Raw genomic sequence first — 13,187 nt, 5'->3', positions numbered from 1 at the left:
TTTGGGGTTGGGCGAGACGCCCACCCCCTACTCCCCAAAAGAAAATTCCTTTGCCCATTCTCAGCTTTTGTAGTCTTCAGCGATCGAGCAATTCACACACAATGTACCAGAGGAATCAGTGAAGGTAACTTCATCTTGATAATGCCGGGGTGTTTCCAGCAGCAACGTCCAAGCGTCGCCAGCATCGATTAAATTCATGCGATCGGGATAGTGAATTTTCAACAACTCTTGCACCATAATATCGCCATTACTAATAATACAAATAAATAGAATTATCTTTCTGAATCAACCCGTGGGAATATTTTGGATGTAGAATTATAAGCCTGACGGGGTTGTTATCCCGTCAGGTGAAATTGCTCGTTAGCGTCGGTTTCTAGTTGTAGTCTGGGGGGAACTTGTGAGCGTAACGGGTGTATTTAGCTATGGCAAAGGTGTTACAGCAGAATTATCAAGAGGGCAATTTACCGAAGTTTCCCCTAAATAATCAGTTAACGTAACTTCATCTTTGTAATGCCGAGGAGTTTTCATTAACAATTGCCAAGCTTCACCAGCATCCAGTAAATTCATCCGCCCAGGATAGTGAATTTGGATCAACTCTTGAACCAAAGGGTAATAGTCTGAGTTAAGACTAGGGAAAATATGATGCTCCGTGTGATATGAAAAATTGAAATGCAACAAATCAACTATTTTGGGAACCCGTATTGAAAGACTATTAATCAGCGGGTCATTAACACTCGTCATCCGACAAATCAGGTGATTTGTGTAGATATAAAACATTGCAACTGTATGACCGATTGCTAAGGGTAGCAAGTACCCAAGAACGATTTTTAGCGCATGAAACTCTAAATAGAATAAAATGCTAAAATGCAGGCATAAAACCGCAAACAACTCAAGAGCAATTTTCAATCTATCTTTCTGACTAACTGTGAATGCAGCGGGCACATAATCCACAATTTTATTATTAAACAATAGGCTCGACGAGAGGTGGCAAAATTGATGAAATAACCACGATGCTGGAAGTCCTACTATTAATAACCAAGATGGATTATCAATCGCTGGCGCAAAGAAATTATGAATCCATTTTCCCCAACTATTCGGCTGGTGGTAAAGGTAATTGCGATCCGGATCTTCTAGATAATTTGTTTGACTGTGATGTACAATGTTATGAACATATTTCCACTGAGTAGAAGGCATAAACATCATTGCAAACCCTAGAAAACTAATTATATGATAAGTCATACGAGACTTTTTATTGACGCTACCGTGCATGAAATCATGGGCGAAAAATCCCATAGTTACGATACTATTACCCATAATTAAAGCTAAAGGTAAATAAAGCCATAGAAGATAGATGGGCCACTGATCTAGACAATCGGCAATCCCCCAACCCAGTAGCAAAATGGCCATATTAATGAACAGTATAACCAACTTGCTAGCATCTGGTTTAAAGGCTTCTGATGGCAGAAGTGGACGCAATTTTTTAACATATACCGAGTGGTGAATTAGCGTTTCTTTGCCTAAAGTCGCCGCTGCAGTTTTGTCTAGAGTATTGAGTGATTTTTCTGATTTCATGTGATCGCTAAGAGTGTTTTCATGTCAATTAATAAGTTTCTAAATTTAATTAGATTCCGTACCCGATTTTAGATTGAACCCACACATAAATCCGGCGGCTTATTGTTAGGATGCGGAGATTTTATCTGTCTCCACTGCGGCTATCCTGCAGCTTGTGATCAAATTGCTTTAGATCGAGGCGGCCTGATTGTTCTACCAAGATATTATTGTATCCTATAAAAAGGTTTTTGGGACAAATATTAAAGGCTTACGCATCGATAATAGTTTCCCACTTTTCAGTTTGGTTTAATCTCAATAACCAATCTTAAATAACCTATAAGATTAAAAAAGTCCGTTTCCCTGAACAATTTCTTTAATTGTCGTCAGCGTATCTAACCCGATCAATCCCCGGCGATAACCTTTTTGGTTGGACATTCCCAAAAATATCGCATCTCCCCGATTTTGATAGCGCCAAAACCGAGGTGAGGCATTAATAAAAGTTGAGGCGCTGTTAACATCCAGAGCAAATTGGCGACTTTCTAAGTAAGATTCAGTGGCAATACAGTCAGCGTGACCACTGCTGTAGCGGTTGATCCAGCCGATCGCAATCTCTAAACTATCGACAACTTTAAACGCTATGGTTTTGTTTAAATACGGTTGAGTCCACTCGTATGTTTCAGCCAGCTTCAAGTCTGGGAAATCTGCGACGAGATCCGCATCGCCGCTAATTTGAAAGCCTTTTTCTTTTAAACTGTTCCACAGCCTGACTAAGGAAGAAGGCTTTTGGTTGCGATCGATGAGCACTTTCTCGATCGCATTAACAGGATCGGGCACGCTTTGATGGCTGTCCAAAATCATCCACCTTGCCATCTCCAAACTGCCAGTCGGCGACCAATAAAGGTAACAATTTCCCATTGCCGACCTCAAAACTGGTGCTGTGCACAACCTTACCACCTGCTGCACCAAACTTGGTCTACCGTAGGGAATAATTAAATTGAGATATTGGTCTTGAGTGACCAATTCTCTGATCGAAGCGCCCCGATCCGGCGGCAGTACCTGCAAACATCCCGATGGCAAACCGACCTCATCGATCGCCGAAACCAAAGCTTCCCCAATTACAGCATTAGTTTGCCAGCTTTCGCTGCCGCCTTTAAGAATCAAACTATTAGCGCTTTTGAGAGACAAACCCGCAGCGATCGCCCCCAACTCGGGAAACGCTTCGTAAATAAGAGCGATCGCCCCCAGCGGTAGCGACTGACAGTAAACCTGACAGCGATCGACCTGATAAGAAGCATTGATCACCCTGCCGATCGGATCTGGCATTTCCCCCAACCGTTCCAGAATTTGCACAGTTGTCTTGATCCGTTCCGGCGTCAGCTTCAGCCACTCCACAATCAATTCGGGAATCGCCATGTCCCGACTCGCTTCTAGATCCAGAGTATTTGCTTCTAAAATGTCATTTTGCCGCCGTTTCAGCGAGCCCGCCATCGCCTGCAAAGCTGCCGCGCGATCGGCACTCTTTGTCGCCGCCAACTCCAAAGAAGCTTGATAAGCCCGACGCGCGACATTTGCGGCATCTGATGAATGGGTAAAATCCTCTATTATCATCTAGCTAACGCCTGTAAGCCAGCCATACCATCAGCGCCGGCAGCATTGCTAGCAGCACGGCGACCATTGCCCACAGAATAATATTCGGGCCCGGCGAGTGTAGCGCCAAGGGCAACCAAATCACTAGCGGCACCAATATCATACCCAAAGCCAGTGGCAAGTAATGGGCTTTCAAACCCGGATGCGCTCTGTTCCACTGGTGCCCTGTCCACCGCCAAGCCTGCTTGTAAGGATAGTTCGTTGATAGTTGCTCGATCACGTCTCCACTTTCGTCCAATACAAATATTTGTTGACAGCGGTTGCAGCCAAAGGCTTCTGTCAACGTTATGGGAACTAGACGACCCCGGCGTCGGCAAGGACAGGGGTACTCATCGTTTAAGTCAATCTTGGGAGCTTTTTGAGATGGCACTAGCGATCGGATAAAAAAAGCGTTTTTGCAAAAATAATCGTTAACATATCCACTTAATCAAACTTGTCAATTCCGCCAAAGCGAGGCTTTCAACTGCCTATTCCGAGATATTGCCCGATCGGCAATTTTGACTTACAAGTTCTGCATTCAATCTTACCACTAACTTAGGTATTTTCAACCATCATTAGGAGTATACCGAAAACTTTCTTGATCTACTTTCCGGTTTTCTTGATTTTGTTTATCTTCTAAAGCGGGTGACGCGATTCGAACGCGCGACATTCACCTTGGCAAGGTGACGCTCTACCACTGAGCTACACCCGCATTTCCTGCGGTATTAACAATATTGTCTCAATTCTCTAAATTTGTCAAGTCTTTTTAGCAAGTTTTTTTCACAAACCCAGTAAACCCCCCCCAAACCCACTCCCCACCTGCAATTTCAGCAGCCAGATCATTAACCAAATCAGTAATTGCCGTGAAAATTGACCGCCATCGACCCACGGCAAAGCTACAATCAAGCTGGAATTGTGGGAGAACACTGTCATGTCAGATTTAAATCGCGGAATCATGAAGTTCAAGGGAGCTGACAGTCCTATAGCGATCGCCATTTCGGCGATTGTCATTGCCGGCGGAATCGGCTTCTTGATCTGGTGGGCGCTGCAATCAGCCTACACATTCAGCTAACAGACGACTCAAAGGTAAAACTTATAAGGCATTGCTCAGAAGGCAGAATTTAAGAAAAATTCTGTCTTTTGCATTTTTTGCCCTTAGTCTTGAGTTTATTGCCCAGGAAGGCCGATCGATTGCTGACGATCGAATGATTGCCATAAATCACCCGATCGGGCGAGTCGCTAGCATGAGCCGAGATGAATCCCCGATCGACTACTTTTGTAGTACACTTGTAAACACGGCGCGCCGAGAGCGCAGTTCTAAATGCAAGTGTTTGCAAGGGTTGTATCTCAACAAAAATTTATGGCAAGCTTTCAGGACATCTTCAAATACTACAGCCGCTACTGGAAAATATCACTTTACAGCATAGGCGCATCCAGCATTTTGGCACTAGCCGATTTGCTTGTTCCTTACGCGATCGGTCAAATATTAAACGTATTGTCGGGTCAACCTACAGATACAGTAACGCAAAAACTCATAGCAGCGATCGCCTCTGTTACCCAGCAGTCACCCAACAAAATATTATCGCTATCCGTCTTGCTCGGCATAATTTTTCTGGTAACAGTAGCCAAAGCACCGATCCAGCCTTGGGTAGCAAATTGGTTCCACTGGGCGATACCATTGAGGGCAAGGCGCGATCGAATGAGAAGTGCGATCGGCAAAATCCTCACCTTACCCCTAGAATTCTACGACGAAAACAACGCCGGACGGATTGCCAGCCGCATCGCCAAAGGCATCGCCAACCATACTTGGACTTACCCAGAAATTGCCGGCGACTTCATCCCCGAAGTCGTCCGCTTAATCGGCATTTTTGCCGTTATCTGCTTAATTGAGTGGCGGATTGGCTTATTAATTTTGGTTTCATTCCTATTTATCCTCAGTTTCACCCTCAAAGGCCTGCAACAGGTGACTGCGCGGGAAGAAATTCTGGATGAATACATCGAAGATACAGAAAGCCGCAACTCGGAAATTATCACCAACATCAAAACAGTCAAAGCTTTTGCGACAGAAAGCGATGAACTCAAAAGGCAAACCACCCGACTCGATCGCGAATTAAAAGTCGTGATCCACCGCATTCACAAAGGATACGTCACCTTGGGGACATACCAGCAGACGATCGTCCAGTTGTGTTTGTTTTCAGTTCTTGGTTTTAGCCTAGCAGCCACGGTTGCAGGCAAAATTTCCCTCGGATATTTTGTTACCGTCTACACGTTGGCAAGCATGGCATATTCCCAACTGCGTCCGATTAGCATTATCGCCGAATCATTGGCGCGGCGTTATTCTTCAATGATCCGGTTCCACGAGTTTATGCAAACGCCCGACGGTGTTGATGCGGTTAATTTAGCAGAAAATGCTCGATCGGCACAGCCATCTTATAAATTTACCGGCAAAGTTGAGATCAGCGGTTTGACATTCGGGTACGACAGTCAAAAACCCGTTTTGCAAGATGTGAATTTATTGATTCATCCCCGACAAACTGTAGCATTAGTCGGGCGATCGGGTTCCGGGAAATCGACTTTAGTGAAACTTTTGTTTCGCTACTTTGAACCCAACTCCGGCCGCATTCTGATCGACGGCGAAGACATTTGCAGCTTAGACGTGACTCGCTACCGCCAGCGTTTAGCCATTGTCCACCAAGAAGTAGACGTTTTTAACGGTACTTTGCTGGAAAATTTGACTTACGGAAACAGAAACGCCACTTTCGAGCAAGTTGAGGATGCTTGTCGCATTGCCAAAGTAGACGATTTTGTGCGGCTGTTGCCCCAAGGTTACTATACCGTGGTCGGGGAGAGAGGAATGCGGTTGTCCGGCGGCCAGCGGCAGCGGTTGGGGATTGCCAGGGCGCTGTTGGTGGAGCCGGATGTGTTAATTTTTGATGAGGCTACTTCTAGTTTGGACTATGAAAGCGAGCGATCGATCCAGATAGCCATGCGAAATATCCTCGGTACGCGCACCACCATAATTATTGCCCACAGACTGAGTACAATTCGCGAAGCCGATGCGATCGTCGTACTCGACGGCGGTAGAATCGTCGAAGTTGGCAGCCACGAAGAACTTTTGAGTCAACAAGGTATTTACCGCCGCCTGCACTCCCTGCAAGAAACCGGGGAATTAGTGAATTAGGGATTTGGGCTAAGTCTAGACTTAGGGTGCTCCGGGCACGCACCCAGCCTAGACTTAGCAATGCACACCTTAAACAGTGTTCAATTTTCCCGTCAGCCCCTAACTCACTTATGTGTTATCAGCTAAATGATTAGAGTTTTAAATATAATGTTGCAAATAAAGATTCTGGTGCTAGGATGTATAACTGTGATGGAAATGGGTCGATGCCCGAGCGGTTAATGGGGGCGGACTGTAAATCCGCTGGCTACGCCTACGCTAGTTCAAATCTAGCTCGGCCCACCTCAATTTAATAAAAAGTTAAAATTTAAGAATTAAAAATTAATTTTTTAATTGGAGATTCTTAATTTTTTATGCCCGTGTAACTCAGTGGTAGAGTACCTCCTTGGTAAGGAGGAAGTCACGAGTTCAAATCTCGTCACGGGCTTTCTATTTTCTGCTATATCCATCAAGGGTTTCACGTTTATCGAACAGCAAGAAGGTTAGTTTTCCGCTGAACTTTCGTGCTGATGGTTTTCTAATATGTCCCAAACAACTTCCATATCTGCCAAGTCCGCCCTCGACTTTTTGCGTATGGCTTTTAACTGATTGAGCAAGTCGGCCGGCTCTAGGAAATCTGCGACTGTCGGAGAAACTTTGTTGCTATCTTTGGTAGTGTTGGGTCTGTTAATTAATATCGATCGTACCCAGAGTCTAGCTCATAAGCACAGTTTTGAGATCACTGTTAGGAATGAGAATTAAATAACTTGCATTTTTTGTAGGTTGGGTTGAGGGACGAACCCTACGCTTCGCTCCACCCAACGCCACGCTTGATTGTTGGGTTTCGTTCCTCAACCCAACCTACGAAGTTATTTAATCCACGATCCTTAGTGGCTGGCAGTATGGCTAGTTGAGAAGGGTGTAACATCTCAGTTCCAACTGACATCTTGCACCCTTCTCGATAAATCTTTTATGAACAGGCTTTCCGGCCTGTTCCACAATAAAATTCATCTCTTGTGGAACAGGCCGGAAAGCCTGTTCTTGAGAATGGTGTAACATCTCAGTTCCAACCGACTTTAGCTATGAGACTAGGGTTTCTCCTCCGGCGGACACTGCCACAAACCGATCACAATATTGTACCCGTATCGAAATCCCCGACTTCTTCAATAAATCGTGAATCTAATCATCCTCATCCAATCCCAGTGGCACAAAATATTGACTATAAACTACACTATCCGGCTCCCAAAGAGGCCGCCAATAAATATTTTGCATCACCGCCTTCTCCCCATCATCATCAGCCGGCCACTGAAAACTGACGATCGCAATATTGCTATATCCCACAATCTCATCACCCTCTTGCAGCCAGCGATTGCGCCACAACAGCGATATAAAATTCCATAACCTACGCCGGAATGACAATTGTTTATTTTTATGCGATCTATCTGACGCAGTTCCATTTTCTAGCTGCAAAAACACGCGAGCTCTTTGCCGTTTAATCCAGTCAATCCGATAGCCCCAATCAGGCAGAGATTGTCTATTTCTGACAGCAGCCGCCATAGCCTTCTTTCTGCCACCCCTCGAAATCTTCATTAATTCCAGCGGCTCATTCCATCCCAAACATTCGTGCGATCGCTCAGGAAACAGCGACTTAATCTTAGTATGAACTAAATGCGTTGTCCACTCCTCATTGATCAAAGCACTAGCAGTCAACTGCGCCAACACAGAATTTTGACAATTTGACTTATCATTCGCCCCCTTCAAAGGCTCAATGTTCGATCGAGAATCGCCAAAATGACAATCAGACCAATAACTCAGTCGCACAGCAGCAGCATAGTGAATATCCCCCGTCAACACAATCACCCGATTGCGCTGCTTAAAAAATTCCACCAACAGCTTCACAAAAGCTAACTCATGAAAATTCCAAGAATCCCCCGCATCACTATTAAAAACCTTCCCCTGTTCCACATCCCACTTTTGCACCGCATCAATAATCGACAAACCCACCAAATTTGTCGGCACAACCACCAGCGTCGCCTCAATCTCAAACTCCCCAGTTTTATTCAGCAACTCAGTCTCCCTCAAAGGTTTCTGAATTTGCTCCTCAAAACCTTTGTGAGTCAAAAGCATCGGTGGATCGATCGCACTTTTCACCGGATACCCCCGCCAATTCCGCGTATCCAGCACAATCACCTCGTGCTTAAAACTTCTCACAGTAAAATGCCAATTCAAAACCTCAGTTACACCCTCGTCATCTCGATCCAAAATAAAAACATCTTCATCTAATTTCAACTTAGGCAAATGAGTTTTTGGATCGAGCGCGGGAATTCCCAAATACGAAGCCGCATCCTCCCAAGCAGAAACATCAGTCCCCGCCGAAGCAGACCATTTTTCAGCAGCCTTGAATAATTTATCTCCCGGTTTTTCGCGATCGAACTGTGCAGGCGTATTTCCCCAAGCCTGAAACACAGCGTAAGCCAGCAAAGCATTCTGCACTACCCGGCGGCCCAGCGGCTTCCCCAGCACCCGGTAACACCACTCTCGATTCAAATAAAAATCGTCGCTAACATCATGGTCATCGCAAATCATATAAGTAGGAATATTCGCTAGCGCCCTCCTCACTCTCCACAAATTGCGAGCAAAACCGTTAAGTTCAACAACTTCTCTATCCCAGACTTTTGCCTGCTTAGAATTTGGGCAAATATCCTTACCCTTCGGAAAACTTGTGCACCAGAGTACCGGCGACCAAACTAACAAATACATCGCATAATATTCGCCCAAGCTAAACAAGTGACTTTTAGCATTTTTGGGTTTATTCACCAACATCGCCGTAAAGCCGCCAAAATCTCTGGCAATATCGCTGCGAGTCCCCGGCTGTAACTCAATTGGTTTTTTGAACTGATACTCAGCATCCGACGGTTTCTGAATTGGCGACTCTCTAAAAATTTCCCTCTCTTGGCCAGGTGCAGTTTCGTTTTGCGAATTTTTAGGTATACTGATACACAAATTCTTTTTTATTTGGGCATCATCCATCAGGGGTAGACTTTCTTCCCAGCCCAACAGTGTATCGCCAGCGTCAGTCAAGGCCCACAGCATGGCATCGGCAACGTCGTCGCCGTAAATTTGGTCGCCCGTTAAAAACAGTTGGTGGGGCCTGCTATTTGCCGTTCCTGCAAACTGTTCGATCGAATTATCCAAGATGGGCAGCGCATCTCTGCCGTCTCCGTGGGGCTTACGACAAGAACCGTGAACGATACGCAAATAGTTTAAATCCTGCGGCGGCAGGGCAAAAGTGGGCAACTGGTGAGCGAAATAACTAATCGTCTCCGGCCCCAAAGCCGATAAATCAGGGGTGGCAGGCCACAGGCAAGAAATGAGATTTTCTTTCTCATTTTCTGGGACTGCACCCCCGACGTTCGACTCGCTACTCCCAGTAAACTTGATGTCATAAGCATAAATTTGCCCAGATGTCAAGAGGTTGCTGTTAATTGGTTTAGCAGTCACGGCGACTACGTGCAGGTATTTGCCGAGCTGCACGGTAGAGGTCGCACCTTGGAGCAAGGGCCGATCGACAATTTCGCCGGTTCCGCCCTCTGTCGAATAAACCTTGAGTTCGACTTGGCGGGGGGCTTTCAGAGCCAGCCAAACTGTCACGGCCCGACTTTCAGTCCGGCGCAAAATCGGGCCCGCAAGGATAAGCGGCAAGTGATGAATTCGATGACTTAAGGGAGTCCACGACATAGGATTTAAAAAATAAAAATTAAATAAGAGTGTTCTAGCAATCAGATTTTAGGCGATCGAGCATCTATCACCCGCTTAATTAATGCTAAGTCTGCCAACCCAAGTCTCCAAAATTGTAACAACTCATTAAGTAAAATTAATAATCATGCTACAAGAAGAACAATTACAACATTTCATCAATTCAGCCCCCCAGTTGTCGGTAATTAAATCATCAGAACCGGCCGAACGCCCCAACAGCCGGCCTCTCTACTCGTCACCTTTAGATCGGGCGATCGACCGCCACCCCCTCACCGTGGCTCCAGAAACCCCGATCGCCCAAGTGTTGGCTCTCATGAACCCGATGCGCGTCTCCTGTCACCTTTGTGGCGAAAAACAAAACGCTGTTGCTAGCGCAGCCAAGCGCAGTTGCGTCTTAGTCGTCGAAGATAATCGGCCCATCGGCATTTTTACAGAACGGGATATCGTCAAGCTAACTACCGTCGCAGCTTGTACAGTCGGACTGACAATTGCTGACGTAATGACTCGATCGCCCATTACTCTCAAAAAATCCGAGTCTCCAGATATTTTCACAGCTATGTTCACCTTGCGCCAGCACTCCATCCGGCATTTGCCCGTAGTAGACGAGGACTCGCGACTTCTCGGCATCATCACCCGCGAAGCCATTCACGAAGCCCTCCAGCCGATTAACTTGCTAACCAATTTGCGCTGTGCAGCAGATGTCATGACGCACCAAGTCATTTCTGCCACAACAACTGCCTCAGCCCTCGATTTAGCCCAGCTCATGGTCAAGCATCGAGTTAGTTCCGTTGTCATTGTCAAAGAGCAAACTCAGCATCCCGATCGGGCGATCGCACCAACACAAAATTACCAAATTCCGATCGGCATTGTCACCGAGCGCGACATCGTGCAGTTTCACGCCCTCGAACTCAACCTCTCGGAAATCCCCGCTGCAAGGGCCATGAGTGCGCCTTTATTTTGCATATCTCCCACCGATTCCCTCTGGAGTGTCCACCAGTCCATGCAGCGCCACTGCGTCCGCCGTTTGGTAGTAGTTGGCAGCCAGGGAGAGCTTTTGGGCGTTGTGTCTCAGACAAGTTTGCCGCAAGTTTTTAACCAATCTGAAATGTATGGGACGATCGAGCTGTTACAACAAGCAGTGGACGATCGAGCCACCCAATTGCAGAAAGCCAACGAACTTTTGCAGCAAGAAATTTTAGAGCGGCAGCGGGCCCAAGAAGCCCTGCGCCAAGCTCACGACGACTTAAAAAAACAAGTTGAAGAACGCACCGCTCAACTTTTAGAATCAAATGAATTGTTGAGACGGGATATTATCAAGCGCCAGAGAGTCGAAGAAGTCCTGCGGCGAAAGCAAACTTGCTTGAAAAATCAAGCACAGCAATTAGAGCAAACTGTGCGAAAGTTGCAGCAAACTCAAACTCAATTAGTGCAAACCGAAAAAATGTCTTCTTTGGGACAAATGATTGCCGGTATCGCTCACGAAATTAACAATCCTGTTAATTTTATCTACGGCAACCTTTCCCACGCCAGCCACTACATCAAAGAATTGCTCCAACTTTTGGGACTTTACCAGCAGCACTATCCCGAACCAGTCTCGGAAATTCGGGAAGCAGCAGCAGAGATGGAAGTCGATTTTTTGGTAGAAGACTTATCTAAGCTAGTGTCTTCTATGCAAGTAGGAACCGAGCGCATCCGCCAAATAGTTGTGTCGATGCGTAATTTTTCGCGATCGGATCAATCTAACATCAAGCTCGTTGACATTCACGAGGGACTCGAAACCACTTTGTTGATTTTGCAGCATCGGCTCAAAGCCCACGGCCCACATCCAACTATCCAGATTATTAAAGAATATGGCAATTTGCCCCACATCGAGTGCTGTGCTGGTCAGATCAATCAGGTGTTCATGAATATTATCGGCAATGCTATTGATGCTTTGGATGAAGAAATCCAGCAAGGGGAATGGGCGGCGAGAAATGCGAAAAATTCACCCCCGTCAAATCCTAATTCTCCATTGACTGTTCCCACAATTACAATTCGCACTGAAGTTGTTGGCGGCGATTTTGTGGCGATCCGCATTTGCGACAACGGGCGGGGCATACCGGAGGAGATTCGCCGCCAATTATTTGACCCGTTTTTTACTACCAAACCAGTCGGCAAGGGCACTGGATTGGGACTGTCGATTTCTTACCATTTAGTTGTGGAACAGCACGGGGGGCGACTAGATTGCGTTTCGGAAGCTGGACGGGGCACTGAGTTTGCGATCGAGATTCCGATCGTCAGTCGTCCTTAGTCACCAGTCATACGATTTGAGATTTGAGATTTTAGATTGAAAAATTGAATAATTGGAAATGACTCATTAAGCTCGTGGTTTGGATCGCGGGCTTACAGTTGCATTCTTTTTTTCAACTGGTATCAGAGGATTGAATAATTGAATAATTGGAAATGACTGATGAAGCACGTGGTTGGGATCACAGGCCTACAGTTGCATTCTTTTTTTCAACTGGTATCAGTAGTCATTGGGAAGAAATAATAGACATCGTGCAAAAAATATATGCTAGAATAAAGGCTTTGGCTTAATTGGAGGAAATTGCAGGTTGAACTGATTTTCAGGACATGATGCTCAAAACAGCATAAAATGCTAAAAAGGTGTTTTGTAGTTACATAATAAATCTATCGATTTTATCAAAATTTGAAACCGGAGCAATTTAAACAGAGATGTGGTGTCCTGATTCAAACGTTTAAAGAAAGGGTTAACACTTGAGAACAATTCCGGCTAGAAAATCCTCAAGCTCAACGAGGACGCCGAAGCGCCTTCACTCTTGAAGAACAACTTTTAGTTGCCTAGGAATATTGGGGAGAATATCGAACCTATTTTCGGGGACAAATTGGGGAGTATCCGAATCAACGATTAGCCGAATTGTAACTAACATGAAATCAACTTTTTTAAAAAAAATGTGAAAATTTGGTATTCCTAGGATAAAAGCATTGTTCAAAGGTTTTGGGCGTCAGCAAAGTTGTGGGGCTCTCCTGAACTTATGGTTATAAGTTTATCTAATCAGAAAAGCAAGCTAATACGCGATTCCTAAAATTATTAAAA

General features: G+C 45.5%; 11 protein-coding genes and 3 tRNA genes. 6 read left to right on the top strand and 8 right to left on the bottom strand.

The features are described from left to right. Positions 1-60 precede the first annotated feature (60 nt). The 5 genes from QUB26_RS21875 to QUB26_RS21855 all read right to left on the bottom strand — a co-directional run bounded on the left by QUB26_RS21875 (position 61) and on the right by QUB26_RS21855 (position 3,889). On the bottom strand, positions 61-237 hold the full coding sequence (locus QUB26_RS21875) for a hypothetical protein (RefSeq protein WP_333239038.1): 177 nt from the start codon (positions 235-237) through the stop codon (positions 61-63). A gap of 183 nt (positions 238-420) precedes the next feature. Then, positions 421-1,572, bottom strand: coding sequence for a fatty acid desaturase (locus QUB26_RS21870; RefSeq protein WP_333239040.1), 1,152 nt, complete (start codon positions 1,570-1,572; stop codon positions 421-423). A gap of 321 nt (positions 1,573-1,893) precedes the next feature. After that, positions 1,894-3,159: a glutamate-5-semialdehyde dehydrogenase gene (locus QUB26_RS21865; RefSeq protein ID WP_333239042.1), complete on the bottom strand. Its 1,266-nt coding sequence runs from the start codon at positions 3,157-3,159 to the stop codon at positions 1,894-1,896. Between the two features lie 4 nt (positions 3,160-3,163). Then, positions 3,164-3,568 (bottom strand): hypothetical protein, encoded by a 405-nt coding sequence (locus QUB26_RS21860; RefSeq protein ID WP_333056560.1) that lies wholly within the window; start codon positions 3,566-3,568, stop codon positions 3,164-3,166. A 249-nt stretch (positions 3,569-3,817) separates the two neighbouring features. Further along, positions 3,818-3,889: transfer RNA gene (locus tag QUB26_RS21855), tRNA-Gly, on the bottom strand. 219 nt (positions 3,890-4,108) lie between these two features. On the opposite strand from QUB26_RS21855, the gene QUB26_RS21850 reads away from it, so the two are divergent. Further along, the gene (locus QUB26_RS21850; RefSeq protein ID WP_172188980.1) at positions 4,109-4,249 is read left to right on the top strand and encodes a hypothetical protein; all 141 of its coding nucleotides are present in this window, start codon (positions 4,109-4,111) and stop codon (positions 4,247-4,249) included. Between the two features lie 49 nt (positions 4,250-4,298). Here QUB26_RS21850 and QUB26_RS21845 read toward each other — a convergent pair whose 3' ends face one another. Next, a complete protein-coding gene (locus QUB26_RS21845) occupies positions 4,299-4,514 on the bottom strand; it encodes a hypothetical protein (RefSeq protein ID WP_333250536.1) in 216 nt (71 codons plus the stop codon). 23 nt (positions 4,515-4,537) lie between these two features. Here QUB26_RS21845 and QUB26_RS21840 point away from each other — a divergent pair, with 23 nt between their 5' ends. The 3 genes from QUB26_RS21840 to QUB26_RS21830 all read left to right on the top strand — a co-directional run bounded on the left by QUB26_RS21840 (position 4,538) and on the right by QUB26_RS21830 (position 6,782). Beyond that, complete coding sequence (locus QUB26_RS21840; RefSeq protein WP_333239044.1) at positions 4,538-6,358, top strand: ABC transporter ATP-binding protein; 1,821 nt, start codon at positions 4,538-4,540, stop codon at positions 6,356-6,358. Between the two features lie 197 nt (positions 6,359-6,555). Next, positions 6,556-6,637: transfer RNA gene (locus QUB26_RS21835), tRNA-Tyr, on the top strand. Positions 6,638-6,710: 73 nt separating this feature from the next. Next, positions 6,711-6,782: transfer RNA gene (locus QUB26_RS21830), tRNA-Thr, on the top strand. A gap of 354 nt (positions 6,783-7,136) precedes the next feature. On the opposite strand, the gene QUB26_RS21825 is transcribed toward QUB26_RS21830, so the two are convergent. Next, positions 7,137-7,280 carry a hypothetical protein gene (locus tag QUB26_RS21825; protein WP_333302503.1) on the bottom strand — a complete coding sequence of 48 codons (144 nt, stop codon included), beginning with the start codon at positions 7,278-7,280 and terminating at the stop codon, positions 7,137-7,139. 233 nt (positions 7,281-7,513) lie between these two features. Then, positions 7,514-10,072: a PhoD-like phosphatase gene (locus QUB26_RS21820; protein WP_333319692.1), complete on the bottom strand. Its 2,559-nt coding sequence runs from the start codon at positions 10,070-10,072 to the stop codon at positions 7,514-7,516. A gap of 145 nt (positions 10,073-10,217) precedes the next feature. Here QUB26_RS21820 and QUB26_RS21815 point away from each other — a divergent pair, with 145 nt between their 5' ends. Both QUB26_RS21815 and QUB26_RS21810 read left to right on the top strand, forming a co-directional pair. Then, positions 10,218-12,380, top strand: coding sequence for a CBS domain-containing protein (locus tag QUB26_RS21815; protein WP_333319690.1), 2,163 nt, complete (start codon positions 10,218-10,220; stop codon positions 12,378-12,380). 152 nt (positions 12,381-12,532) lie between these two features. Then, positions 12,533-12,667: a hypothetical protein gene (locus tag QUB26_RS21810; protein WP_333291747.1), complete on the top strand. Its 135-nt coding sequence runs from the start codon at positions 12,533-12,535 to the stop codon at positions 12,665-12,667. Positions 12,668-13,187: the final 520 nt, after the last annotated feature.

It is taken from the genome of Microcoleus sp. B4-C1 (assembly GCF_036705285.1).
Lineage (GTDB): Bacteria > Cyanobacteriota > Cyanobacteriia > Cyanobacteriales > Microcoleaceae > Microcoleus.
This window is presented reverse-complemented; position numbering and strand designations above follow the sequence as displayed.

What these genes read in the sequence shown, in the direction of transcription:
- QUB26_RS21820 (WP_333319692.1), bottom strand. Translation starts at nt 10,072, where the DNA reads ATGTCGTGGACTCCCTTAAGTCATCGAATTCATCACTTGCCGCTTATC.
- QUB26_RS21840 (WP_333239044.1), top strand. Translation starts at nt 4,538, where the DNA reads ATGGCAAGCTTTCAGGACATCTTCAAATACTACAGCCGCTACTGGAAA.
- QUB26_RS21865 (WP_333239042.1), bottom strand. Translation starts at nt 3,159, where the DNA reads ATGATAATAGAGGATTTTACCCATTCATCAGATGCCGCAAATGTCGCG.
- QUB26_RS21875 (WP_333239038.1), bottom strand. Translation starts at nt 237, where the DNA reads ATGGTGCAAGAGTTGTTGAAAATTCACTATCCCGATCGCATGAATTTA.
- QUB26_RS21815 (WP_333319690.1), top strand. Translation starts at nt 10,218, where the DNA reads ATGCTACAAGAAGAACAATTACAACATTTCATCAATTCAGCCCCCCAG.
- QUB26_RS21850 (WP_172188980.1), top strand. Translation starts at nt 4,109, where the DNA reads ATGTCAGATTTAAATCGCGGAATCATGAAGTTCAAGGGAGCTGACAGT.
- QUB26_RS21870 (WP_333239040.1), bottom strand. Translation starts at nt 1,572, where the DNA reads ATGAAATCAGAAAAATCACTCAATACTCTAGACAAAACTGCAGCGGCG.
- QUB26_RS21825 (WP_333302503.1), bottom strand. Translation starts at nt 7,280, where the DNA reads ATGTCAGTTGGAACTGAGATGTTACACCCTTCTCAACTAGCCATACTG.
- QUB26_RS21810 (WP_333291747.1), top strand. Translation starts at nt 12,533, where the DNA reads ATGACTGATGAAGCACGTGGTTGGGATCACAGGCCTACAGTTGCATTC.